Source organism: Mycobacterium shigaense (genome assembly GCF_002356315.1).
Classification (GTDB): Bacteria; Actinomycetota; Actinomycetes; order Mycobacteriales; family Mycobacteriaceae; genus Mycobacterium; species Mycobacterium shigaense.
In genome coordinates, this window is sequence record NZ_AP018164.1 from 3,007,413 (window position 1) to 3,029,595 (window position 22,183).

Annotated in this window: 24 protein-coding genes; 10 read left to right on the forward strand and 14 right to left on the reverse strand. The window is 65.4% G+C overall.

Annotation, left to right across the window (positions count from 1 at the left end; all coding sequences use genetic code 11):
• Positions 1–25: 25 nt before the first annotated feature.
• The 10 genes from MSG_RS14135 to MSG_RS14180 form a co-directional block, all read right to left on the reverse strand.
• The gene (locus MSG_RS14135) at positions 26–541 is read right to left on the reverse strand and encodes a hydrogenase maturation protease (RefSeq protein WP_232011030.1); all 516 of its coding nucleotides are present in this window, start codon (positions 539–541) and stop codon (positions 26–28) included.
• Positions 538–1,830 (reverse strand): Ni/Fe hydrogenase subunit alpha, encoded by a 1,293-nt coding sequence (locus tag MSG_RS14140; RefSeq protein ID WP_096440515.1) that lies wholly within the window; start codon positions 1,828–1,830, stop codon positions 538–540. The genes MSG_RS14135 and MSG_RS14140 overlap by 4 nt, the downstream gene beginning before the upstream one ends.
• Positions 1,827–2,585, reverse strand: coding sequence for an NADH-quinone oxidoreductase subunit B family protein (locus tag MSG_RS14145; RefSeq protein WP_096440518.1), 759 nt, complete (start codon positions 2,583–2,585; stop codon positions 1,827–1,829). Before MSG_RS14145 ends, MSG_RS14140 begins: the two co-directional genes overlap by 4 nt.
• Complete coding sequence (locus tag MSG_RS14150; RefSeq protein WP_096440520.1) at positions 2,586–3,440, reverse strand: FAD/NAD(P)-binding protein; 855 nt, start codon at positions 3,438–3,440, stop codon at positions 2,586–2,588.
• A gap of 4 nt (positions 3,441–3,444) precedes the next feature.
• Positions 3,445–4,575: a 4Fe-4S dicluster domain-containing protein gene (locus MSG_RS14155; protein WP_096444500.1), complete on the reverse strand. Its 1,131-nt coding sequence runs from the start codon at positions 4,573–4,575 to the stop codon at positions 3,445–3,447.
• 59 nt (positions 4,576–4,634) lie between these two features.
• Positions 4,635–5,030, reverse strand: a complete 396-nt coding sequence (locus MSG_RS14160; RefSeq protein WP_142404523.1) for a hypothetical protein — start codon at positions 5,028–5,030, stop codon at positions 4,635–4,637.
• A 25-nt stretch (positions 5,031–5,055) separates the two neighbouring features.
• Positions 5,056–6,036 carry an Acg family FMN-binding oxidoreductase gene (locus MSG_RS14165; RefSeq protein ID WP_096440524.1) on the reverse strand — a complete coding sequence of 327 codons (981 nt, stop codon included), beginning with the start codon at positions 6,034–6,036 and terminating at the stop codon, positions 5,056–5,058.
• Between the two features lie 108 nt (positions 6,037–6,144).
• Positions 6,145–6,360 carry a hypothetical protein gene (locus MSG_RS14170; RefSeq protein ID WP_373421198.1) on the reverse strand — a complete coding sequence of 72 codons (216 nt, stop codon included), beginning with the start codon at positions 6,358–6,360 and terminating at the stop codon, positions 6,145–6,147.
• Between the two features lie 183 nt (positions 6,361–6,543).
• Positions 6,544–7,890 carry an amino acid permease gene (locus tag MSG_RS14175; RefSeq protein ID WP_096440528.1) on the reverse strand — a complete coding sequence of 449 codons (1,347 nt, stop codon included), beginning with the start codon at positions 7,888–7,890 and terminating at the stop codon, positions 6,544–6,546.
• A gap of 6 nt (positions 7,891–7,896) precedes the next feature.
• Complete coding sequence (locus tag MSG_RS14180) at positions 7,897–9,051, reverse strand: cation:proton antiporter (protein WP_096440530.1); 1,155 nt, start codon at positions 9,049–9,051, stop codon at positions 7,897–7,899.
• Between the two features lie 283 nt (positions 9,052–9,334).
• Here MSG_RS14180 and MSG_RS14185 point away from each other — a divergent pair, with 283 nt between their 5' ends.
• The gene (locus tag MSG_RS14185; RefSeq protein ID WP_096440532.1) at positions 9,335–10,306 is read left to right on the forward strand and encodes an Acg family FMN-binding oxidoreductase; all 972 of its coding nucleotides are present in this window, start codon (positions 9,335–9,337) and stop codon (positions 10,304–10,306) included.
• A gap of 31 nt (positions 10,307–10,337) precedes the next feature.
• Positions 10,338–10,556, forward strand: coding sequence for a dsRBD fold-containing protein (locus MSG_RS14190; protein WP_096440534.1), 219 nt, complete (start codon positions 10,338–10,340; stop codon positions 10,554–10,556).
• Between the two features lie 9 nt (positions 10,557–10,565).
• Here the strand turns inward: MSG_RS14190 and MSG_RS14195 are convergent, their stop codons facing one another.
• The 3 genes from MSG_RS14195 to MSG_RS14205 form a co-directional block, all read right to left on the reverse strand.
• Complete coding sequence (locus tag MSG_RS14195) at positions 10,566–11,456, reverse strand: hypothetical protein (RefSeq protein ID WP_096440536.1); 891 nt, start codon at positions 11,454–11,456, stop codon at positions 10,566–10,568.
• Positions 11,457–11,681: 225 nt separating this feature from the next.
• On the reverse strand, positions 11,682–12,317 hold the full coding sequence (locus MSG_RS14200) for a zinc-dependent alcohol dehydrogenase family protein (protein ID WP_162899214.1): 636 nt from the start codon (positions 12,315–12,317) through the stop codon (positions 11,682–11,684).
• A 36-nt stretch (positions 12,318–12,353) separates the two neighbouring features.
• Positions 12,354–12,713 (reverse strand): alcohol dehydrogenase catalytic domain-containing protein, encoded by a 360-nt coding sequence (locus MSG_RS14205; RefSeq protein ID WP_162899215.1) that lies wholly within the window; start codon positions 12,711–12,713, stop codon positions 12,354–12,356.
• 75 nt (positions 12,714–12,788) lie between these two features.
• Between MSG_RS14205 and MSG_RS14210 the strand changes: the two genes are divergently transcribed.
• The 3 genes from MSG_RS14210 to MSG_RS14220 all read left to right on the forward strand — a co-directional run bounded on the left by MSG_RS14210 (position 12,789) and on the right by MSG_RS14220 (position 16,019).
• Positions 12,789–13,595 (forward strand): acyl-CoA thioesterase, encoded by an 807-nt coding sequence (locus MSG_RS14210; protein ID WP_373421196.1) that lies wholly within the window; start codon positions 12,789–12,791, stop codon positions 13,593–13,595.
• 110 nt (positions 13,596–13,705) lie between these two features.
• Entirely contained in the window at positions 13,706–14,818 is a 1,113-nt protein-coding gene (locus tag MSG_RS14215) for an NAD-dependent epimerase/dehydratase family protein (RefSeq protein WP_096440542.1), read from the forward strand.
• A gap of 58 nt (positions 14,819–14,876) precedes the next feature.
• Positions 14,877–16,019, forward strand: a complete 1,143-nt coding sequence (locus tag MSG_RS14220; protein ID WP_096440544.1) for a phosphotransferase — start codon at positions 14,877–14,879, stop codon at positions 16,017–16,019.
• Here MSG_RS14220 and MSG_RS14225 read toward each other — a convergent pair.
• Complete coding sequence (locus MSG_RS14225) at positions 16,016–16,987, reverse strand: aldo/keto reductase (RefSeq protein WP_096440546.1); 972 nt, start codon at positions 16,985–16,987, stop codon at positions 16,016–16,018. The genes MSG_RS14220 and MSG_RS14225 overlap by 4 nt on opposite strands.
• Positions 16,988–17,606: 619 nt before the next feature.
• On the opposite strand from MSG_RS14225, the gene MSG_RS14230 reads away from it, so the two are divergent.
• The 5 genes from MSG_RS14230 (at position 17,607) to MSG_RS14250 (ending at position 22,183) form a co-directional block, all read left to right on the forward strand.
• Positions 17,607–18,806 carry a pyruvate kinase gene (locus tag MSG_RS14230; RefSeq protein ID WP_232011031.1) on the forward strand — a complete coding sequence of 400 codons (1,200 nt, stop codon included), beginning with the start codon at positions 17,607–17,609 and terminating at the stop codon, positions 18,804–18,806.
• Between the two features lie 160 nt (positions 18,807–18,966).
• Entirely contained in the window at positions 18,967–19,284 is a 318-nt protein-coding gene (locus MSG_RS14235) for a hypothetical protein (RefSeq protein ID WP_096440548.1), read from the forward strand.
• 144 nt (positions 19,285–19,428) lie between these two features.
• A complete protein-coding gene (locus MSG_RS14240; RefSeq protein ID WP_096440550.1) occupies positions 19,429–20,100 on the forward strand; it encodes a TetR/AcrR family transcriptional regulator in 672 nt (223 codons plus the stop codon).
• Between the two features lie 414 nt (positions 20,101–20,514).
• The gene (locus tag MSG_RS14245) at positions 20,515–21,309 is read left to right on the forward strand and encodes an MlaE family ABC transporter permease (protein ID WP_096440552.1); all 795 of its coding nucleotides are present in this window, start codon (positions 20,515–20,517) and stop codon (positions 21,307–21,309) included.
• A 1-nt stretch (position 21,310) separates the two neighbouring features.
• The gene (locus MSG_RS14250) at positions 21,311–22,183 is read left to right on the forward strand and encodes an MlaE family ABC transporter permease (RefSeq protein ID WP_096440554.1); all 873 of its coding nucleotides are present in this window, start codon (positions 21,311–21,313) and stop codon (positions 22,181–22,183) included.

Here is a 22,183-nt window from a genome sequence, read left to right on the forward strand (position 1 = left end):
GAATTCCGGGCCGCCGTCGCCGAGGTCACCGCGAAGCTGAGTGCGGCGATCGCCTCGTTGTTGTCCGACGGTCGTTGATCTCAGCGAGCACCAGGCCGACCACCTCGGGCACGGCGTCGGCGACGGCTGCGGTCAGGCCGACACCATGACCGGTATCCACGACCTCGACGGCGAACACCACCATCGCGGTGGGCGCTTGGGCAAGGATCTGGGCCAGCGCATGGGTGCGAGCCAGATCGATGCTGTGCGAGGTCCACCCCTTGGGCATGTTCGTCAGGTCGGCGACCGTCCACCGACGGACCTCGCCCGGCATCGGCGAAGCCCCCCTGGCGGCGTCGATCACCACCGCGACTTCGGCATCGCGCCACGCATCGAGCAGCAGCGTCGAGTCCGAGATGTCGGTTACCACACGAACATGCGGCGACACGAGTTCTCGGATCGCGGCCGCGGCAATCACACCGACTGCGTCGTCCTTGCGGTAGGCGTTGCCAAGCCCGACCACCACCATGTCTGCCGGTATGGTGGGCGCGTCTTTGCTCATGCGCGCTCGACCGTCAACCGCAGGAAGTGCGTCGAGCACGAGATACACGGGTCGTAGCTGCGAATCAATCTTTCACACAGGCCGGTCAGCGCGGCGTCGTCGAGGGCGAGGTTGTCGGCAACAATACGGGCCAAGTCGGCTTCTATCGCGGCTTGATTCTGTGAGGTCGGCGGAATGATGGTCGCCTCGGCGACCAGCCCGTCGTTGTCGATCTGGTATCGGTGATAGAGCAGGCCGCGAGGCGCCTCGCTGACGCCGTGCCCGATGGCGGCGCGCGCGGGGACCTCGACGTATGGCCGCGACGGGCGTTGATATTCGGAGATGATGCGTAACGCTTCTTCGATCGCGTACACGACTTCGACGGCACGGACAACGATGCTGCGAAATGGATTTCGGCATTGCGCCGACAGCCCGGCGCTCGCCGCGGCCTGCGCGGCCAGCGGCGACAGCGTCGCCGAGTTCAGCGAAAATCGCGCCAGCGGCCCGGTCAGATACCGGACGCCATCGAGGGTCGCATGCATCGCCGTGGAGTGCGGCACCTGAGCCTCGACGACGCGGGTGGTGAAATCGGCTATCGGAAAAGAAGGGCCCGCGCTGCGTGCAATGACGCCGTCCTCGATCGGGTAGCGGTCAGGCGCCGTGAGCGCCAAGAACTCATGCTCCACTTCGATATCAGGGAACTCGAAACCGGAAACCCATTCGACGGTCGCCAACGCGTGATCCTGCGCCATGCGCAGCTGCTCGGCAACCGGCCCGAAATCCAATCGGCTTGGCACCGAATAGAATCCGCCCAATCTCACATTGATCGGGTGTATCGCCCGCCCTCCGACGAAGTCCATCAACTGGTTGCCCGCCTTCTTGAGCGCAAGACCGCGCTCTACCACCTCCCGATGGTCGCGGGCCATCGACACGACGTCGGGATGGCCAAGGAAGTCGGGCGCGTGCAGCAGATATATGTGCAGGGCGTGACTGTTGATCCATTCGCCGCAATACAGCAACCGGCGCAGCGCGAGAAGTTCTTCGTCCACCTCGATCCCGCAGGCCTGTTCGATGGCATTGCAGGCGCTGACCTGGTAGGCAACGGGGCAGATTCCGCACACCCGCGCCGTCAGATCGGGCGGCTCGGTGTGAGATCGGCCGCGCAGGAACGCCTCGAAGAACCGCGGCGGCTCATAGATGTTGAGTTGGACGCTGTCCAGCACGCCATCCTTGAGTGAGACGTGCAGCGCCCCCTCGCCTTCGACGCGAGTCAACGTGCCGACACTCAACTTGCGCGTCGCGTGGGTCATTGCCCGCTCCGCTCTGCGGTGAAACTGGCGACGTTGAATGTCGCGAAAACCCGGTCCACGTCGCCATCGGACATTCCGTCGCGACGCAATAACGGAATCAGTGTGGCGGTTTGCGGTGCGGCCGAGGGACCGAAGCAGCCGAAGCAGCCGCGATGATGCCTCGGGCACAGGGCCCCGCAGCCCGCATGGGTGACCGGACCAAGGCACGGAGTTCCTTCGGAAACCACCACACACGTCACTCCGCGAAGTTTGCATTCGATGCACACCGTCTTGGCGGGCAGGCGCGGCTTGCGCCCGATCAACAGCGCCGCCAGGGTGTCGAGCAATTGCCCACGGTCGATCGGGCAACCGGGCAGCTGGTAGTCGACTTTGACATGAGCCGATGCGGGGGTAGAGGTTGCCAGGGTATCGACGTACTCCGGTTTGGCATACACGAGCGAGGTGAACTCCGAGATGTCGGCAAAGTTGCGCAGGGCCTGCACTCCCCCGGCCGTCGCGCATGCGCCGATGGTGACCAGAAGCTTTGATTGCGAACGGATTTCACGGATGCGTTGCTCATCGCGCCGGGTGGTGATCGACCCCTCCACCAGCGACACGTCGTAGGGCCCGGCGACCATGGCGCTGGACGCCTCCGCGAAGTTCGCGATGTCGACGCGCTCGGCCAGGGTGAGCAACTCGTCCTCGCAATCCAACAAGGTCAGCTGGCAGCCATCGCAGGATGCGAATTTCCACACCGCCAGGGTGGACTTGCTCATCTATAGCTCCTTTACGCGCAGCAGCGGACCCGCAATGTCGAAGCCGACCACCGGGCCGTCGCGGCACAGCAGAAGCGGACCGAGCTGACAATGCCCGCACCACCCGATTCCGCATTGCATGTTGCGCTCCAGCGACACGCGGATATCCTGCGCAGCAACCCCTTTCGCGAGCAGGGCCTCCGCTCCGAAGTGCAGCATCGGCTCCGGCCCGCACAGAAAGGCAGTGGTGCGTGCCGTATCCAACGTCAATCGACTCAGCGGCGCGGTCACCAGCCCGACTTCGCCGTGCCAGCCTGGCGTCGGCGCATCGACAACCAGTTGCAATTCGATGCCCGGTTCTTGGGCCCACTTCTCCAGCTGCGCGGCGAATACGAAGTCGGCGCGGGTGCGGGCACCGGCGATCAGCGTCACCTTCCCGTAACGGGACCGCTCGGCGAGTGCGCCAAGCACCGCGGGACGCAGCGGGCACAACCCGACCCCGCCGGCGACCATCACCAGATCCCGGCCGACGGCATCGGCCAGGCCCCAGGTGGTACCAAACGGGCCCCGCACCCCGACAACAGCACCCGGCTGTGCGTCGTGCAGGGCTCGACTGACCGCGCCGACCGCTCGGATCGTGTGGGTGATCGACCCGTCGGTGACGGCGGGGTCGCCGCTGATCGAGATCGCCGCCTCCCCGACGCCGAACGCGTAGAGCATCATGAATTCGCCGGGTTCCGGACGCCGCAGTACTTCGTCGACGGGCTCAAGACACAGCGTGGCCGAATCCGGGCTCTCGACGACACGGCTGCGTACCCGATACGGAACGGGCGCCATGGGGGCGCGAGTCTGCTCCGCAGCCGCCGCGTTGGTCATCGGGTTAGTCATCCTGGGCCGCTTCGGCCATCTTGTTCATCTCCACGGTGATGTCGATACCAGTGGGACACCACGCAATACAGCGTCCACAGCCGACGCAGCCGGACATCCCGAACTGGTCGTGCCAGGTGCTCAGTTTGTGGGTCAACCAATGCCGGTAGCGGGATGCGCCGGACTGGCGAACGCTCCCGCCGCCGTGGATGAAGGTGAAATCCATCTCGAAACACGAAGCCCAGGAACGCCAGCGCTCGGCGTGCTCACCCATGAGATCACTGACGTCTTCGGTGCTGGTGCAAAAGCAGGTCGGGCACACCATCGTGCAGTTGCCGCAGGTCAGACAACGACTGGCCACGTCGTCCCACTGCGCCGATTCGCGTGATCGCACCAGCAGCCGGCGCAGGTCGGTGTCGGGCATCTGACGTCCCATCCGATCGGCCGCGCTGTCGACCTCTTCTCGCGCACAACGGGTTTCCTCGGCGCTGGCGAATTCGTGCGGGATGGCTTCCAGCACCTCGGCGCCTTCTTGACTACCCACGCCGACGAGATAATAAGGCGCATCGCCGTGCAAGCGCTCGGTCAGGGCAAGGTCATAGCCCGGTCCGACGCCCGGCCCGGTTCCCATCGAAGTGCAGAAACACAACCCGCCCGGCTCCGTGCAATTCACCGCCACGACGAAGATCTGCCGGCGGCGACCGACAAACGAGTTGTCCGGATACGCAGAGGTTCCGAGCACCCGATCGAGGGTCCTGATCGCGGCCAGGTCACACCCACGCACACCGAGGAACGCGTATCGGGGGAACTCGTCGGGTGCGGCGGTGCCGGCCCCGTCCCGAGTACCCGCCCACACGCGCTGCCGCGGAGGATGCAGATACTGCTTCCAGGACTGCGGGCCAGCCGAATGCCCGAATGCCGCGTTGTCATCACGCCGGCGCACCCGATAGTGACCCGGGCCTACGTCGACGCCCCAGCCGTACGGCAACTCGTCCCCTGACTCGAGCTCTGCCAGCTCAATTGCGTTGTCCCGCAAGGTCGGGCCGATGACCCGGTAGCCCCGCTCGAGGAGCACCCGGACAAGTCGGTGCAGTGCAGCCGCATCCAACAGGGCGGTACTCGAGGCCTCGCCGTATCCGCTCATCGCCACATCATCCGCCCGGTTCGCCATTGGTGTACAGGGACGTTCGTCCTTTGCGGTTGTCAGCGCTGATTTCGCCGGCCGCCGTCCCCCTGCATGCAGTTGAGCGCGTGCTCCCACTGCGCGTCACGGCTTCGGTCGAGCCACGAACGCACCCCGACCACGAGAGATGTCACCGTGACCGCCAGGAAGAGGAAGGCCGCGCCGCCGATAGCAAGCGCGTCGCCCAGGGCGGGCCAGCACGGGGTCGACGGGGTCGCGGGATGGGCGTAGAGGTGCGCACGGGAGCCATAGGTCATGGCTCCCACTACCGCGACGATCGGAACGCCGATCAGCGACGCAACCACCGCAAGGATCAACACCATTGCTTCGATGCGGTCGGTGCGCCGAATCAGCGGATTGCGATCAAAAAGAATGCCGATGCGCCAGCTATGCGGATCTAGCGTGAATGTGTCCACCACAACTCCCCAGACGACATATCAATTACTCGCCGGCCGTCCACTTGACGAAATCGGCGAGTTCGCGACGCGGTGTCGCGGGCAGTGGGTCGGCGTTGATCGGCGCCCAACCCACGCGCAACAGCATCTGCGGATGACTACCATCGCCGAAGATCTCGGCTCGCACGGCTTCGCGAGTGTCGGGAATCTCCAGTGGTTCGGTGACCGGGCAGCTTGCCAAGCCCATGGACGTGGCGCTGAGCAGCACGACACTGGTGGCTTCGCCCGCGCGCAACTGGGCCAGCCGGTCGTCATCGCGCGTTCCGAGCGCAAGCAACGCGGCATTGTCTTCGGCGGGTGACGCCCCCGTCGGCATGTCCAATACGGGCCCCGCGAAATACCGCCCTGGAAGTTTCGCCTTCTGGTCCGATTTCGGGGTATTACGGGCCGGGACCCCCGCGGCCGCGGCGTAGCGTCCACTCCACTCGGTGAGTTCGACGAGATAATCGTGGGTCATGTGGTCCCATACCGATTGAGCCACGATCTCACGTAGGTGGTCGGTCTCCTCCACTTGGCAGAGCGTCACCCCGTGCCGTGCGGCTCGCGCGGCCATCAATGCGATGTCGCCGACCGGCACCGGCCACGAGTTGTAGTAGCGACGGTCCGTGCGTCGCCGCGGTATTGCTGCGGCGAGCGCGATGTCGACGGGCTCGGCCGAGTATCGGGAGAGTTGGATCGCGGCAAGGTGGTCGGGGTCGGCCGGGTTCGGCAGCCGGGTCACCTTGGCATGCCAACCCACTGCCGCGAAAGCGACAACACAGTGATTCAGCGCCCCACCACAACTCAGGATCAGGTCTCGACCTTCCGGGTCCGCATTGGGCAGTTGCCGGTCCGTATCGGCGTAGAGGTGAAGGCTTTCCGTGCCAACGAGCCACCGCCAGGGCTGCGTGTTATGGACGGAAGGAGCCCGCGATGCCAGCGTCAAGACGGTGCGGATCGTGGCCGCATCTGGAAAGCCCGGGTTCATGGCTGTGGTCCCTTCAGGAAAATCTGCTAATCCAACGGTCCGGCAATGACGTGGGCGGCACGAGAGGACGACGGCCCAAGTGGGCGGGACTTTGTGCCATGATCGAGGTCACGCGGCGGCCGCAACAGCCACATCGACGGACAATTGGTCGCCGAATGCGGAGGCCGCCGCCCAGTCACCGCCACAGGCTGCGCTTGCGAGGTCGTCGACCAGTGGACTGCAGGCTCCCAGCTCGGCCAGCCAACCGGACACGACCGATGCGATCTCGTGGCCGGGCACCTGGACTACGCGGCTCTGGTGCAAGCGATCGCTCACGCGATACATGGTCAACCTTGCGGCATCCCGCCGTTGCCATCGCTTCATCGTGGCCTCCTCAACGAGCCTTGGTTCGATCTGACCACGCCCGTAACCCAGCCAGTAGAGCCGAACGGAACCGATACGGAGTGCCTTCTACCGTGCCACGAGGCGAGCAGAAGTCCTTGCATCAAGGGCCTTTCGCCCCACGCCCTAGGGCCGATGCCCTCGGCGGGGTTCCTGCGCCCGCGGGCGAGTGCTGCCCGTCTTCGAGACCGCCCAACCGACAAGGCCGAACACCACGACGGCTAACGCCTGGGACAGGATCTGGTAGCCAGCCGCGACGGTCATCCACGACGAAAATGCCACGCACGCAACCGATATTGCGCAGTCACGCCCGAACCGCCAGCCATCGACCCGGCGGCGGTGGGATACGACGTAGACGAGCTGCGCGAGGGCTGAGACAAGGTACGGGATCGCCACCGTCACCGCGCTGAGCCCGACCAGATAGGTAAACACCGTCAATCCCGTGCTTGACGTGAACCGCCACAGCATGAGCAGCGATGGCAGGGCCGCGGCGACGACGATGCCAAACCAGGCGTTGCCGTGGCGGTCGTTCCAGGCGAACGGCCGAGGGAACAACCCGTCCTCGGCCATGGGACGAGAGGCCTCGGTCACTATCAGGGTCCATCCGTTCAGCGCGCCTATCCCCGAAACGACTGCCACCGCGGCGATTACACTGCCGGCCCACGCGTGGCCAGGAAAGATCGCCGCGGTGGCGTCGACGAATGGGGAGCCAGAACGCACCAGTACGTCGTGCGGCACCAAGCCCATCACTGCGGCCGTCACCATCACATAGAGCAACGCGCAGGCGGCAACGCCGATCACCGAAGCGCGCCCGACGTTGCGAGCGGGATCTCGCACACGTTTTGACGTGACAGCGGCGGCCTCAACGCCGATGAAAGAGAACAGCGCCACCCCCGCGGCCAACCCGACCGCGCGGTAGATGCTGCCGCCCGAGGCATTGAACGGCATCAGGCGCTCCGTGTCGATGAAAAACCAACCGGCCAGTGCGAAGAACAGCAGCGGAACGAATTTGAGAATGACCGTGATCGTCTGGAACCAGGACATCAGCCGAACACCAACGAGGTTGACGATCGCCGGGACCCAAAGCCCCACCAGCACGATGCCCCAGTTGATCCACACACTCGGCGAGGTCAGCCCCAATAACGCGTCAACATAGAACACCCAGGATGCCACGATTCCGGCGTTGCCGGCCCACGCCGAAACCCAGTAGCTCCACCCGACGAAATAGCCTGCGAGGTCACCGAATTCGTGCCGGGCATAGGCGTATAGGCCACCATCGCTGTCTACGAGCCGCGTGCTGAGCTGACCGAACAGGACCGCCAGCAGCATGGAGCCGAGACCCGCGGCGGCAACGACGACGATTCCGACCGTACCGGCCATGGCGATGACGGCCGGCATGGTGAAAATGCCCGTACCGACGACACTGCCGGCCACCAGGCCGCTGGCCGCAGTCACCCCTAGATCGCGTGGCATGCCGGCTCACTGTGCCGCTGCTGCGGTCGCCTGCCCGCGGGCGGCCCACGCGCCCGCGATCGAGGCGGAGGCGATGGTCAGCAGTGCGCCCAGCATCAGTGCTGACGACTCGCCGGGAGCCAGCAGGTGTTCCTCGGTACCGATCGTGGCCGCGGCGACCGGGACACCGAGCTGCGCGGCCGACAACACGGCCAGCGTCAGCGGCTGACCGAGCAACTTTCCCACGGAGTGGGCCAGCACCGCACCGAGTCCGAGAGCCGCCCCCAACAAGATGAACACCGGGTGCGAACCGAGCTCGCGCACCTGCAACGACGCACCCAGCCAGATGAAGAACAGCGGGCTGAAAAACCCTTCGGTGATACCGAAAAGCTGGCGTGCCAATCGCCGCGGCTCGCCGACGGCGGCGATCACCAAGCCCAACGCGAAGCCCGCCAACATGATCGATACGTGTGTGCTGACGGCGAGCGCCGACAATCCGAAGAGCACGACGAGGTTGGTGCGCAGTTCCAGTGCCATGCGGCGCTTTTCGGAGTACCTATGGATACGCTGGAGCCAGCCACGACGCGCAATGGCGCGCAGAAGCGCGTAGAGCGCCAACGCACAGCCGGCGATCGTCGCGGCACTCAGCGCAGTCGCCGGCGCACGCTTGAGATCGATCACCAAGGGCAGCAACACGATACATCCGGCATCCGCGATCGCGATCTGCGTCGTCACCGATAGCACTGCCGGGCTCTTCAGCCGGAGCGAGTCGATCACCGGCAACGCCAGCGCCGCCGACGACGAGGTCATCAAGACCGCGTAGAGCGCCGCGTGGCCGGTGCCGAATGCCGAAGCCACCGCGACGCCGAGAGCGACCGCCACACCTCCCGTCAGAATCGCCCGGGAAAAGGCCGCCGGCAGTGCCGAGCGCACCTCGCGGCTGCGGATTGGAACATGAGTGCCCACCACGAACATCACCAGCGCGAAGCCGATGTTCGCGAACAACTGAAACGTTGGGTTGGTCACGTCGAGGACACCGAAACCGGTTTTGCCGAAGACGAGCCCGGCGAGCAGCTCGCCGATGATCAGCGGAACCTGCAGGCGCGGCAGCGATGCCAGCAGCGGACCGGCGAAACCCACCCCGGCCAGCAACGCCAACGTCGCGAACCCGAAACCCGGCACGTCAACTGCCTTTCAGCACAAGCGGGCCGAGCACGTCTCCCAGTTGGGTGTGCATCATCGTCGCTGGATTATACGAAAGTTGCGGCCCCGTATTCGGTAGGCAAGCCCCGGCGTCGAACGTATTCAGACGGCCCGGCGCCTCGCGCGATCGAGTCGACTCCCTGCGGCGGGCCTGAGGCCCTTCTCTTTCCGATTGGGGACCAAGGACTCTGCCCGCGGGGTTGCTCCGTCGAGCAATGTCGATAACTAGTCGGCAGATGATTGGGAGACTTAGGTGACGTCAATGACAACGGTCGCAACAGATGTACTGACCGACGCCGTGGCGTTGGCCTGCCGAGCCCCCTCCTACCACAACAGCCAGCCGTGGCGCTGGATCGCCGACGGCGATGGTCTGCACCTGTATCTGGACTCGAGTCACGTTGTGCAGACCGACCCGCACGACCGCCAAGCCCTGATCAGCTGCGGGGCCGCCCTGGATCACCTACGCGTCGCGATGGCTGCCGCGGGATGGGAGTCCCACATCGACCGGTGCCCCGACCCGCAGCAGGTCGATCACCTCGCGTCTATCAGGTTCACCGAATCGATCACCGTCACCGACGAACAACGAAGGCGCGCGGAGGCCATCGCGGTGCGCCGCACCGACCGGCTGCCTTTCGGTCCGGTCTCCGACTGGGCCGCTTTCGAAAGTGGCCTGCGCGGCCGGCTGGACGACAGAGCTGCGCTGGTCGACGTCATCAGCGAAGCGGATCGCAGCGAACTCGCCTGGGCGACGGATTTGACTGACGCCCTGCGGTTCTACGACTCGGCCTACTTCGCGACCCTGCAGCGCTGGACGGCTCCTTTCGAGGCGAGCGAGGGCATTCCGTACGACTCGTTGCTTTCCGCCGCCGAAGCGGGCCGCGTGGACGTGGGCCGGACGTTTCCGGTCAGCCACCACCCAGATCGGCGCGCGGAGGTCCCGGTCGACGTGTCGACGATCGTGGTGATTTCCGCGCATGACGACACCCGGCGCGATCTGCTCGGCTGCGGAGAGACGCTGTCGACGATATTGCTGGAGGCCACGACCGCCGGCCTGGCCACCTGCACACTCACCCATCTCACGGAACTGTCGACCAGTCGCCACCTTGTCGAAGAGCTGACCGGACACCCACGGCCCCAGGTGCTCGTCCGAATCGGGCAGGCACCCGACCATGAACACCTCCCACCGCCGACGCCGCGTCGGCCCGTGGGCGATGTGTTGACCGTGAACCTCTAGCCGCGCAGGCTACTCCGTGCAAGGACCGCTCATGAACTGCGACATCTCTCGGCAACCCGACATCGTCGACGTCACCGTCACCGTCGACGACCATGGTCGCGGACACCGCGCCAAAGCAGAGCTTCGGTGGCGGGGTCGCACGCTGACCGGCTTCGGACTGTCCTACGTGGAGATCGACAATGCCGGCGAGCAACTCGCTATGGCACAAGCCTTTTCGGACCTGAGTAACCAGTTGTCACGGCTCGGCTGAGGTCGGACGCTAGCCGACGACCGCAAAGATCGGCGCGGCCGAGGTGACGGCCTTGTCCGCGTTTCCCTCGTCGTGCAGCAGCATCCGCACGCCGATGCGTCCCGAACGGCCTCTCGAACGGCCACTCGAACGGACAATGTAGGGGGCACCCTCCACCCGGAACGGGCCGACCTTTTCGCGCGACATGAACATCACGTGCCAGCTGACGACCTGCACTCTCCTGGTCCCCGCGACCTCAGCAGCGAGGTCGGTTGCGGCGGCCTCGAGGACGACGTGCTGCGGCCCGATGTGCAGCGCCGCATCGGGTGAGGCAAGTTCGACACTGAGCGGCGGCAACACCCAATTGCCGTCGGCGCGTTTGGCGGCGCCGAAGGCCTGCCATAGCGGCGGCAGGTCGGCCGAATCTTCGATAACCAGCTCGGTGCCCGAAACATCCATCCTGTCAAGGCCTTCCGGTGGGATGCCGATGATCGCTCCCTGGCCCTCGTTGGATGCGATCACCCGGTCCGGGTTGTCGGCGTCGACGATGGTGCACCGCCCGTAACCCATGGTGCGGCCCTGGTGCACAATGCCGGAGCCGACGATTTCCACCCGTTGCACGTCGTATCCGGGGTCGATGATCCGAATCGACGCGATGACGGGGTTCGGTACCGTAACCATGTCGGTCTGGCAACCCTCCGGTGATGAGATCGCCAGCGGCGCAAGGATGGTTCCGCCGGATTCGTTGCGCATGTCCCGGCGGATCGCGACGGTGTTGTCGACCTCGCCGATGTCCATCGACGAGTGCTTGCGGCCGATGTAGCAGTAACTCAACAGTCCGGTCCAGCGTTTGTAGAGCTCGTCGCGGTACGCGTCGGTGTCATTGGCCAGCTCGCGAATGTCCCGCAATTGGTCACTCATTTCGGCCCTTTCCCCCTGGCTTGCGACGCACGTCAGGACGACCTGTTACGCCGCACTTGGTTGAACGGCACGCCGCGGTCGGCGGCGTGCGCTCGGGGAAAATTCAAGACCTGCTCGCCATTCACGCTGTCCGCGGACTCACCCGTCACCGGCAACCTCCCAGGCTTGTGCTGGGCGACCGTACAGCATCGCTGAATGACTGTACAGACCACCATGGTGGGTGGTTCAGCCGATGGTCAGCGCGATCTTGCCGACATGATCGCCGGCCCGCATGACCGCCACCGCATCGTCGATCTCGTCCCAACCGAAGACATGGCTGATGTGCGGCCTGATCTCGGCCCGGGTGATCAGCGCGCACAGCTCGCGGTGGGCGCGCACGCTGCCGACGGTGATCCCGATGATCCGCAGGTTGTTGAGCATCACCTCGGCGACGGACAGGGGGGCGGCGTCGAATCCACTGAGCACACCGATGACCGCTACGGTGCCGCCGACTCGCGCGGAATGAACCGACTGCCCCAACGTGGCGGAGCCGCCGAGCTCGACGACCAGGTCGGCGCCTCGTCCCGCGGTCAACCGCTTGACCTCGACGTCCCATTGCGGGGTCGTCCGGTAATTGATGAGATGCGTTGCGCCCAATTCGGATCCGATTTTCAGCTTGTCGTCGGATGACGACGTCAGTATCACGGTGGCACCCAGCGCCCCGGCCAATTGGACGGTGAACAGCGACACGCCGCCGGTCCCCAGGGTGACGACGACGTCGCCCCCGCCGATACCGGCCTCCTGCAGCGCACTCCACGCCGTCACGGCCGCGCACGGCAAGGTCGCGGCTTCGACGTCGCTGAGGTGGTCGGGCGTGGTCACCAGGGCGGCCGCATTCGCGACGCGGTATTGCTGCAGTCACCCGTCTTCGCTGTCGCCGGGCAACTGGCGCTTGGCTTCCGGTGTCGGCGGCCCGTCGAGCCAGCTGGGATGAAACGCCCCCATCACGCGGTCGCCGACGTGCAGCCCCGCCACGCCAGGGCCGAGACGCACCACTTCGCCGGCGCCGTCACTCATCGGCACCCGCGGCCAGGGCCCGGGAAGCAAGCCCATCAAATTAACGTTGTCGTGGAAATTGAGACTGGAAGCGTTGACCTTGACCAGCACCTGCCCGGGACCGGGCGGGTCGACAGGTCGCTCCACCTTTTCCAGCGGTGCGCCGGGACCTGGCATCACGATGGCTTTCTGAACGACCTGTTGACGGTCCGGAATACTCACCTTCAACAGTCTGCCGCACCGGCCTGCTCGCGGAACGACTATCCGGCGCACCCGCCCACAGCGATGAAGGATCAGATGACCCACGTATTCGATAACGCCATCCAACTCGACTCGATCGATGCTGATACCAGGCGCGGACGAACTCATCCGGAGTGGGGCAACATGATCGGGCCGTTCGGCGGGATCACCGCCGCGGTGCTGATCCGCGCCATCGAGACGCATTCCGATCACATCGGCGAGCCGCTGGCCCTGACGGTGAACTTCGCCGGGCCCATCGCGGACGGCGACTTCGACATCTCGTTGCGGGCCGCACGCACCAACCGCAGCACTCAGCACTGGAACCTCGAACTCAGCCAGGACGGCGACGTCAAGACCACTGCAACGGCGCTGTTCGGGCTCCGCCGCAACAGCTGGGGCGACACCGAGGCGCAGCCACCGGGCGTGCCGCCGCCGGAGCAGATTGCGCCGAACGGCGGTCAAGGGCGAGTCGTGGTGTGGGCGCGCCTTTACGACATGCGGTTCGCTGAAGGCGCTCTTCCGGGCGAGGACCCGCAACCCAGCCCATCGTCGACGACGACACTGTGGATCCGCGATCGCGCCGAACGCCGCGTCGACTATCCGGCACTGGCCGCATTGTGCGACGTCTTCTACCCGCGGGTGTTCCTGCGCCGCGGCGCCGTCCTGCCCGCCGGGACCGTCTCGTTGACGACGTACTTTCACGCCGACCAAAAGCAGCTCGACGGGGTCGGCACCGACTACGTCCTGGGCACCGCCCACGCCAACCGCTTCTCCAGCGGCTACTTCGACCAGAGCGCGCAGCTGTGGAGTCGCGAGGGCATCCTGCTCGCCACCACACATCAGATCGTGTATTTCAAGGGCTGACTACGCTGAGGTGTCCTCAGAACAGAATCGAGCTGCCCTGTAAATCCCGAGTCTGATCCGCGACACGGCCGCCAGGTTCGCCAATCGGCTGCTAGAGAAATAGGAGACCCGTGACTGTCGACACCATCCTGGTCACCGGCGCGTTCGGGCAGATCGGCAAGCGGTGCTCCGCGATCCTGCTCGAGCGGGGCCGAACCGTCGTCGCCGTCGATCTGCGCAACGACAAAACCGTTGCGGTAGAGCAGGAATTGTCCGGCAATGCCGGTCCGGGAACCCTCGTGGCCGCCTATGTCGATCTCACGGATGCCGGGGCGGTGCGTGAGCTGATCGCGACACATCAGCCGGGAGCCATCGTCCACCTGGCGGCGCTGCTCTCACCGGCGTCCTACCGAAACCCCGCAGTGGCCAGGAAGGTCAACGTCGGAGGTACCGAAAACCTCCTCGCGGCAGCCTCGAAACTACCACGGCCACCGTTGTTTCTACTGGGATCAAGCGCCGCCGTGTACGGGTCCCGTAACCCCTTCCGTCATCCGGAGCGGATAACCCCGGACACCCCGGTGAACCCGGTCGACCAGTACGGCCAGGACAAGGTGCTGGCCGAGGCGGCGGTCCGCGCCAGCGGCCTGCGTTTCGCGCTGTTTCGACTCGGCGGGGTTATTTCACCGGATACGCAGTCGACCATCAGCGGTGACCACCTGGTGCTCATGCGCTCGATGCCCGGCGACGGACGCATGCACGCGGTGGACGCGCGAGACGTGGCGCTGGCCTTCGCCAACGGCGTCGACCGCGAGGCGACGATCGCGGGCAAGGCCCTGCTCATCGGCGGCAACGAGTCATATGTGCTGCCGCACCGCGAATTCGAGGACGGCATCATGACGGCCGTGGGTTTGGGCCGCCTCGGCCCGTCCGCCAGCATGCCGGGCGACCCCGAGGACGATCGCGGCTGGAGTTTCACCGGCTGGTTTGACACCAGCGAATCGCAGGCACTGCTCGAATTCCAACAGCACGACTGGCCGCAGACCGTGGCGTGGCTCGCCGACTCACAGGGTTTGCGACGCACTCTCTTGCTCGCGCTCAGTCCGGTGCTGCGGCCGCTACTCGTGCTTGCGTTGAAGCTGCAGCGCCGGCTCGAGAGACGCGGACCCTACGCGGACCCGTGGACGCTGATCGAAAAGGCTTACGGCCCTGAGGCTCTGGCTCATACCGGCGAGCAGGCGGGCTAAAGGTTCGAAGCGGAAAAAAATGTGCGTTCGCCGGCAGGCGCAAACAGGATGAGCAGTCATGACGAACCCCATTGAACACGCCGTCTCGGTCCTCGGGCTGGCGGGTCACCTCGGGCGCGGTGTCAGGCGGGTGACCGCCGACGCCCTAGTGGGAAACCGGGCGGGACTCCCCCGCTCCGTCGGCGATATCGACGCCGCGGTCCTCTCGACGGTCATGGGTCGCACCGTGCGGTCCGTCCGGGTGCTCTCCAGTGACGCGGGGACGTCGTCGCGGGCGCGATTGGTGCTTACGGGCAACGGCGTGCCCGAGTCGGTATTCGTCAAGGTCGGCGCGCGGACGGCCGCTACCCGGTTGATGGGCGAACTCGGTCGGCTGGGCCACACCGAGGTGCGCTTCTACAGTCAGCTCGCCCCCGAAGTCCCCGGCGTCCCGGAGGCTTACGGAACGGCATTCGACCCGTGGACCGGCCGGTACCTGGTGGTTCTGGAGGACCTTCCCGAGTCGTGCGTCTTCCCCGACACGTTGCACCCGCTGTCCACCGATCAGGCCGGCCTCATCGTCGAGCTGCTGGCCACCGTGCACGGCACCTTCTGGGAACGCGTCCGCCAGCATGGGCGCGGGCCGTTGGCATGGCTCTACACGCCCTCGGGCGACGTCACCTCCCTGTTGACCGGCTCGCTGATGAAGGCCTCGATCAAACGTCTGGCCGAGCGGACCAGCATCCCGGTCGAGCACGGCCGCTTCATCGCGGACAACTACCGCGCTGCCGCCGCGCTGATCGACACCTCACCGAACACCGTGATGCATGGTGATGCGCACCCGGGCAACATGTACTTCCGCGACGGCGAGGCGGGACTGCTGGATTGGCAGGCGGTGCGACGCGGCCACCCGTCCCGCGAACTCGCCTACACCCTGATCACCAGCCTGACCCCGGACGACCGCCGGTCGGCCCAACGCGAGCTGCTGGACGTTTACCGGCGCGCACTGGCGGCCAACGGTGGCCCCGACCTGCCGCGCGACGACCTGTGGTTGCGCTACCGCCAAGCGGCGCTGTATGCCTACGTCGCCCCGCTGATCACCGCGGGGATGGGCGGAATGCAGGTCGAAGACATCGCGATGGAAGGGCTACGCCGCGGCGTGGCCGCATTGGAAGATCTGGAAACCGTTGCCGCCCTTGAGGACGGGTTGTCGGCGGGTTAGCGATCGATCCACGCCATCTGTGCTTCGGCATGATGCCCCCCAACGGCCGGGGTGAGCCGGTCAAGTCGGGCCAACTGGTCAGCGCTGAGCTCCACTGCGTCGGCGCCGACGTTTTCCTCAAGGCGCACGACATGTTTGGTGCCCGGAATCGGAACAATGTCGGGCCCCTTCGCCAGCAGCCAGGCCAACGCGACCTGCGCGGGAGTAGCACCGATCTCCGCGCTGATGTCGCGGAGCTCGTCCGCACTGCGCAGATTGTGCTCGAAATTGCCGTCGAAGAAGCGAGGGTTGGACTTGCGGTAATCGCTGTCGGGGAGCTCCGCATTGGAACGAATGCTGCCGGTGAGGAAGCCACGGCCCAGCGGTGAGTACGCGACGAATCCGATGCCCAATTCGCGTAGTAACGGCAAAATTTCGGCCTCCTGGTCGCGCGTCCACAGCGAGTACTCGGATTGCACCGCGGCGATCGGATGCACGGCGTGCGCGCGACGGATGGTGTCGACGCCGACCTCGGACAGCCCGATGTGCCCGATCTTGCCGGCCGTGATCAGCTCGACCAGCGCGCCGACGGTGTCTTCGATCGGTGTGCCGCGGTCGAGGCGGTGTTGATAGTAGAGGTCGATGTGATCGGTCTCGAGCCTTTTCAGGGAACCGTCCACGGCGGCACGGATGCTGGCCGGGCTGCTGTCCAGCCCGTCGCGGCCGGTGTGGGAGATCAGGCCGAACTTTGTTGCCAACACCACTTGGTCTCGGCGCCCGTCCAGGGCGCGAGCGAGAAGCTCTTCGTTGACGAAAGGACCGTAGACCTCGGCGGTGTCGATCAGCGTGACCCCGAGATCGATGGCGCGATGAACCGTGCGGATGGATTCGGCGTAGTCGAAACCGCCGATCGAATAGGCGGCCGACATGCCCATCGCACCGAGTCCGATTCGCCCCACTTGCAGGTCGCCGAGTTGAGCCTGTTTCATCGCAGATCTCCTGTTCTTCTCGGGCAATCCGTCCTCCCGGGCACATCGGCCGACGGGTCGAGTCTTCGGGTTCCGAACTCGACCTTAGACACGAATTCTCCGGCGCCGGCCGGGAGGGTGGCAGCCTGCTCCGACGGCGCTTGGGGCCAATGCCCCTAGGGTCCGGGGGCGCGGTCTCCGTAACCTCGGGCTGGACAGAGGACAGGACACCATCGGAGTCGGCGCTGCCTTTGACTGGCGACGTCGTAGGCGCACCACGGTTGCGGCCGCTCGAGAGCTGACAGTATTCGCCCCCGCTAGCTGCCGTCGCACGCCAGACGCCGAAGCTCGAATTCTTTAGAGCGCAGGTGCCGAACAAGCAGACCGATTTCACGACCACGGGTAGGCAATTGAGCCTGTTGCGCGACGACGCGGACGATCTCCTGTCCCGACTGGCCAGCGCCGAATCGCTGTGGTACCCAGAACCTGTCCAGTGCCCCACGACGATCCCGCGGGATGGCACCGCATGGCCCAGCATGTCCGGCAGGCAACCGAAGCGACGGGCCGAACGTGCTTGGTCGCCATGGACCTTGCAGGGCCAAAACTGCGGACCGGTCCGCTCGAACCCGGTCCGCGTTGCGTGAAGCTCAGGCCACACCGCAACGCACTCGGGCAGACTACCGCCCCCGCGCGGGCCTGGTTGACCGCGGCGGAGGATCCGGTCGAACCGCCCGAAGCCGGTATGGCCGCACTGCCGGTCCCCGGACAATGGCTCCGCCGCCGCCAGGATGACGACATTGTGCTGCTGCACGACACCCGGGGCGCGAAACGCAGGCTAATGCTGCAGGCCTTCATTCAAAACTCCTCCCCACCAATCGGATTCATCGCCACTGCCGACAAGACCACCTACCTCGCCACCGGAACCCAGCTGCACGTGCACGGCGTCGACGATTCGACACACCTCGGGGAACTACCGCAGACCGAACAGAGCCTTGTTCTACATCGCGGCGACATCCTCGAGTTGACCAGCGATTGTTCGCCGGCATTGCTCGCCGCCGGGCCCGTCCCTCGCATTGGTTGCACGATGCCCGAGATCTTCGACCATGCGCGCATCGGTGAGAAGGTGCACTTCGATGACGGGCGGATCAGCGCCGAGGTCGTCGGCGTCGGTCCCGGCACGCTCAGGTTGCGGATCGACCACGCGGCAGACGCGGGATCCCGCCTCCGTGCCGGCAAGGGAGTCAACGTCCCGGACACCATGCTCCCGATCTCCGCCCTGACCGAGAAAGACCTGGCCGATTTGGCAACGGTGGTCGAGCTGGCCGATCTGGTCGAGATGTCGTTCGTGCGCGCCCCTTCCGACGTCGAACGGTTGCTCGGCGAGTTGCGCCGCCTCGGCGGCGAATCCTTGGGAATCGTGCTGAAAATCGAGACCCGGCAAGCGTTCGAAAACCTGCCCCAGTTGCTGCTCGCGGCGATGCGACACCCGCGCGTCGGAGTGATGATCGCGCGAGGCGACCTTGCCGTCGAATGCGGATACGAGCGCCTGGCCGAGTTGCAGGAGGAGATTCTGTGGCTGTGCGAGGCCGCACATCTGCCCGTGATCTGGGCGACCCAAGTACTCGAACAACTCACCAGGACAGGCAATCCCGCGCGTGCAGAGATCAGCGACGCGGCAATGAGTGAACGGGCCGAATGCGCGATGCTCAACAAGGGGCCGTACATCAACGACGCCGTGACCGTCCTCGATAGCATCCTTCGGCGAATGTCAGATCACCACTACAAAAAGAACGCGCTGCTGGGGTCCCTGCACTCCTGGCAACCCGGCGACCAGCGGTGAGAGAATTGCCGCCCTCAGTTCTTAGCCAAGCGACTTACGGCCTCCGTTGAGGGGCCCTAATGCCCTGCTCGGAGCCGGTATCCGGGTAGTAGCGTCCGTACGATTGGGAGCATTCGGGCGCTCGGGTCAACGGATCCAACATCGGCAGAGGAGTACGCAAATGTCCAGCAGCGTAACGGTCGACAACAACCGAGGCCCGCGGCAGCGCGCGCAGGATGCCGAACTGTTAAAGGAATCGGGTGCACACAAACTCGTCGTAGCAGACCGCGACGGCAACTGCTTAGCGTTCGTATTGGCTTGGGACAGCTTCGACTACGACGCCGAGACGGATACGTATGTGTGCATTGCCGACGGCGACGGCAGAGAACTCATGACCGTCTACACCGCCGGAGAAATCCGGCGGGCGCCTGGAGCGAACACGTATGTCGTCACCGCGCCGGACAGATTCAACGGCTCGAGGGCACTGCATTCGCTGTGAGCTGCGGGATGCCCGAGTGACCGCTCGGGTGCTTCGCCGTGGGCCGGACAGCAGACGGTGGCCGCGCCGGTTCGATCGGTAGGAGGATTCTTCGTCCCTCGGAGTTATGATAGACCGTTCGTACGGTTAGCCGAAGGGTTGAAGATGCCCCGTTCGCCTGGTAGACGTGGCGAGATTCTTGACGCGTTTGTGCGCTACGTCGCCGAACGTGGTTACGACAGAACGAATATGGGTGACATCGCCGACGAACTCGGCATGTCCAAGGGCACCATCGTTCATCACTTCGGGACCAAAGCGCAGATGTTGCGCGAGCTCGAAGAGGCTCACCTGGGCCTGCAGCTCGACGTGCTGCGGATGGTCTGGGATCGGTTGGCCGCCCCGCACGAACGCATCGCGGCGATCATTTACGCCTCCGCGCTGCTGCAGGTGATCGCCCGCGACGCGACGGTGGCAAGCCAGCGCGAGGTGGTCCAATTGTCCGATGACCCTGCGATGGAGCAGGTGCGAGCCTTGCGCCATCGGTTGCAATCGCTCGCGATCGACGAGATCCGCAACGGCATCGACAGCGGTGTGTTCCGAACCGTGGACGCCGAGCTGGCGGCCCTGCAGCTGTGGGGGTCGTTGGAGTGGATGTGGGTTTGGTTCGATCCCACCGAATCCCGGACACCCGAACAGGTCGGCGCGGCTTTCGTCGACGTATTCCTCGGCGGACTCCTACTCGACCGCTTGGGGCTGCACAGGTGGGCGGACCCCTCCGCAGACCTCGTTTCGGTGGTGCGCGAATGCCTCGCTGCGATGACGGGTGTCACAACTTGAGTTCGCGGCCAACAGAATGCGTTGCGCCAGAAGCTAACTAACGTTCCAACGATCCCGTTGGAGTTGCCGTACGCGGGGTCGGCCATTTGCTCGGAACCGACCGTGTTCGGGAGGCATCACGCGTCGCGAGCCGGCCAAGGGATTGCACCTGCCCGGCAAACGGCTCTGCGGACCATAGCCAGCCCGAGACACCCGAGGCCAGAGCGAAGACGCGCGTCCCAACTTCTTGACCGACCGTACGGTCTAATGCGATAGTTGCTGCGTGGAGCGAACGTGGGCGAGCTGGAGCGGTGGGGCCGGGCCCGAGATTGCCGAACGCGTGGCCGGGAAACCGGCCATCGCCGTCGCCTGTGCAAATTCTGAAATACTCTGTGGTGAGGTACTTTTCGCGATACTGCCAATTCGCGAGCACCGATGACGACCTCGCACGTGATCGGCGGCAAGATAATCGACAGGATCCGCCCCGGCACCGAGGTAGCCGGGGGGTTCTTCCGGATGTGCGTACTGACCGGCAAAGCGCTGAGACAGCCGTTCGAGTGGCGCGAGTTCATCTGGAATGGCTGGTTCCTGATGCGGGTGTCGCTGCTGCCGACTATCGCGGTGTCGATCCCGGAAACCGTGCTCCTCATCTTCACGCTCAACCTGCTGCTGGCCGAGATCGGCGCTGCGGACGTCTCGGGAGCTGGTGCCGCGATCGGTGCGGTCACCCAGCTCGGCCCGATCGTGACGGTGCTGGTGGTCGCCGGCGCCGGGGGCACCGCCATCTGTGCCGACCTCGGCGCGCGCACGATCCGCGAGGAAATCGATGCACTCGAGGTGCTCGGCATCGATCCGATCCACCGGCTCGTGGTGCCGCGCGTCGTCGCCTCGACGATCGTCGCGGTACTGCTCAATGGCCTGGTAGTCGCCGTCGGCCTCGGGGGTGGCTACCTCTTCAGCGTGTATCTGCAGAACGTCTCGAGTGGTGCCTACCTGTCCACCTTGACGGCGCTCACCGGCCTGCCCGAAGTGGTGATCGCCTTCATCAAGGCCGCTACGTTCGGGCTGATCGCCGGCCTGGTCGGCTGTTATCGCGGCTTGATCGTCCGCGGTGGGTCCAAGGGCCTGGGCACTGCTGTCAACGAGACGGTGGTGCTGTGCTTCATCGCGCTGTTCGCGGTCAACGCAGCGCTGACCACCATCGGCGTCCGGTTCGGAACGGGGCGCTGACATGACCGTGGCCTCATCGGCTGCCGCCCGGCATACTCACTTTCCGTCGGCCACCCTCGGCCGATTCGGACGTGCCCCGGCTCGACTATTGGTCGAGATCGGGCAGATGGTCTGGTTCGCACTCACCGCGATAGCGCAGATCCCCTTCGCCCTGCACCACTACCGCAGAGAGCTCCTGCGGATGGTTGCCCAGATGGGGATGGGCACCGGCGCGATGGCCGTGGTGGGTGGCACCGCCGCCATCGTCGGCTTCATCACTCTGTCCGCAGGCTCGCTGGTCGCCATCCAGGGCTACGCGACGCTGGGCAACATCGGTGTCGAAGCATTCACTGGCTTTTTGGCCGCACTGGTCAATGTGCGGTTCGTGGCGCCGGTTGCCGCCGGGCAGGCGCTGGCCGCCACAGTCGGCGCCGGCGCCACCGCCGAACTGGGCGCCATGCGCATCAGCGAGGAGATCGACGCGCTGGAGGTGATGAGCATCCGGTCGGTCGCCTTCCTGGCGTCGACCCGGGTGGTGGCGGGTCTCGTGGTGATCATTCCGCTCTACGGGTTCGCGATGACCATGGCCTTCCTGTCGCAGCAGGTCACCACGGTTTTGTTCTACGGGCAGTCCATCGGCACGTACAACCACTACTTTCACACCTTCCTGCGCCTCACCGACGTGGGCTGGTCGTTCGCGGAGGTGATCCTGGTTGCCGTGGTCGTGATGACCACGCATTGCTACTACGGCTACACCGCCACCGGCGGACCGGTCGGTGTCGGTGAAGCGGTCGGCCGATCGATGCGACTGTCGTTGATCACGATCGTCGTGGTGGTCGTACTGACTGCCATGGCGGTTTACGGCAAGAGCCCGAACTTCAACCTCACCGTATAG

Excerpts from the sequence above, each read along its gene's own strand:
- MSG_RS14135 (WP_232011030.1), bottom strand. The coding sequence starts at position 541 with ATGAGCAAAGACGCGCCCACCATACCGGCAGACATGGTGGTGGTCGGG.
- MSG_RS14140 (WP_096440515.1), bottom strand. The coding sequence starts at position 1,830 with ATGACCCACGCGACGCGCAAGTTGAGTGTCGGCACGTTGACTCGCGTC.
- MSG_RS14145 (WP_096440518.1), bottom strand. The coding sequence starts at position 2,585 with ATGAGCAAGTCCACCCTGGCGGTGTGGAAATTCGCATCCTGCGATGGC.
- MSG_RS14150 (WP_096440520.1), bottom strand. The coding sequence starts at position 3,440 with ATGACCAACGCGGCGGCTGCGGAGCAGACTCGCGCCCCCATGGCGCCC.
- MSG_RS14155 (WP_096444500.1), bottom strand. The coding sequence starts at position 4,575 with ATGAGCGGATACGGCGAGGCCTCGAGTACCGCCCTGTTGGATGCGGCT.
- MSG_RS14165 (WP_096440524.1), bottom strand. The coding sequence starts at position 6,036 with ATGAACCCGGGCTTTCCAGATGCGGCCACGATCCGCACCGTCTTGACG.
- MSG_RS14170 (WP_373421198.1), bottom strand. The coding sequence starts at position 6,360 with ATGTATCGCGTGAGCGATCGCTTGCACCAGAGCCGCGTAGTCCAGGTG.
- MSG_RS14175 (WP_096440528.1), bottom strand. The coding sequence starts at position 7,890 with ATGCCACGCGATCTAGGGGTGACTGCGGCCAGCGGCCTGGTGGCCGGC.
- MSG_RS14185 (WP_096440532.1), top strand. The coding sequence starts at position 9,335 with ATGACAACGGTCGCAACAGATGTACTGACCGACGCCGTGGCGTTGGCC.
- MSG_RS14190 (WP_096440534.1), top strand. The coding sequence starts at position 10,338 with ATGAACTGCGACATCTCTCGGCAACCCGACATCGTCGACGTCACCGTC.
- MSG_RS14195 (WP_096440536.1), bottom strand. The coding sequence starts at position 11,456 with ATGAGTGACCAATTGCGGGACATTCGCGAGCTGGCCAATGACACCGAC.
- MSG_RS14210 (WP_373421196.1), top strand. The coding sequence starts at position 12,789 with ATGACCCACGTATTCGATAACGCCATCCAACTCGACTCGATCGATGCT.
- MSG_RS14220 (WP_096440544.1), top strand. The coding sequence starts at position 14,877 with ATGACGAACCCCATTGAACACGCCGTCTCGGTCCTCGGGCTGGCGGGT.
- MSG_RS14225 (WP_096440546.1), bottom strand. The coding sequence starts at position 16,987 with ATGAAACAGGCTCAACTCGGCGACCTGCAAGTGGGGCGAATCGGACTC.
- MSG_RS14235 (WP_096440548.1), top strand. The coding sequence starts at position 18,967 with ATGTCCAGCAGCGTAACGGTCGACAACAACCGAGGCCCGCGGCAGCGC.
- MSG_RS14240 (WP_096440550.1), top strand. The coding sequence starts at position 19,429 with ATGCCCCGTTCGCCTGGTAGACGTGGCGAGATTCTTGACGCGTTTGTG.
- MSG_RS14245 (WP_096440552.1), top strand. The coding sequence starts at position 20,515 with ATGACGACCTCGCACGTGATCGGCGGCAAGATAATCGACAGGATCCGC.
- MSG_RS14250 (WP_096440554.1), top strand. The coding sequence starts at position 21,311 with ATGACCGTGGCCTCATCGGCTGCCGCCCGGCATACTCACTTTCCGTCG.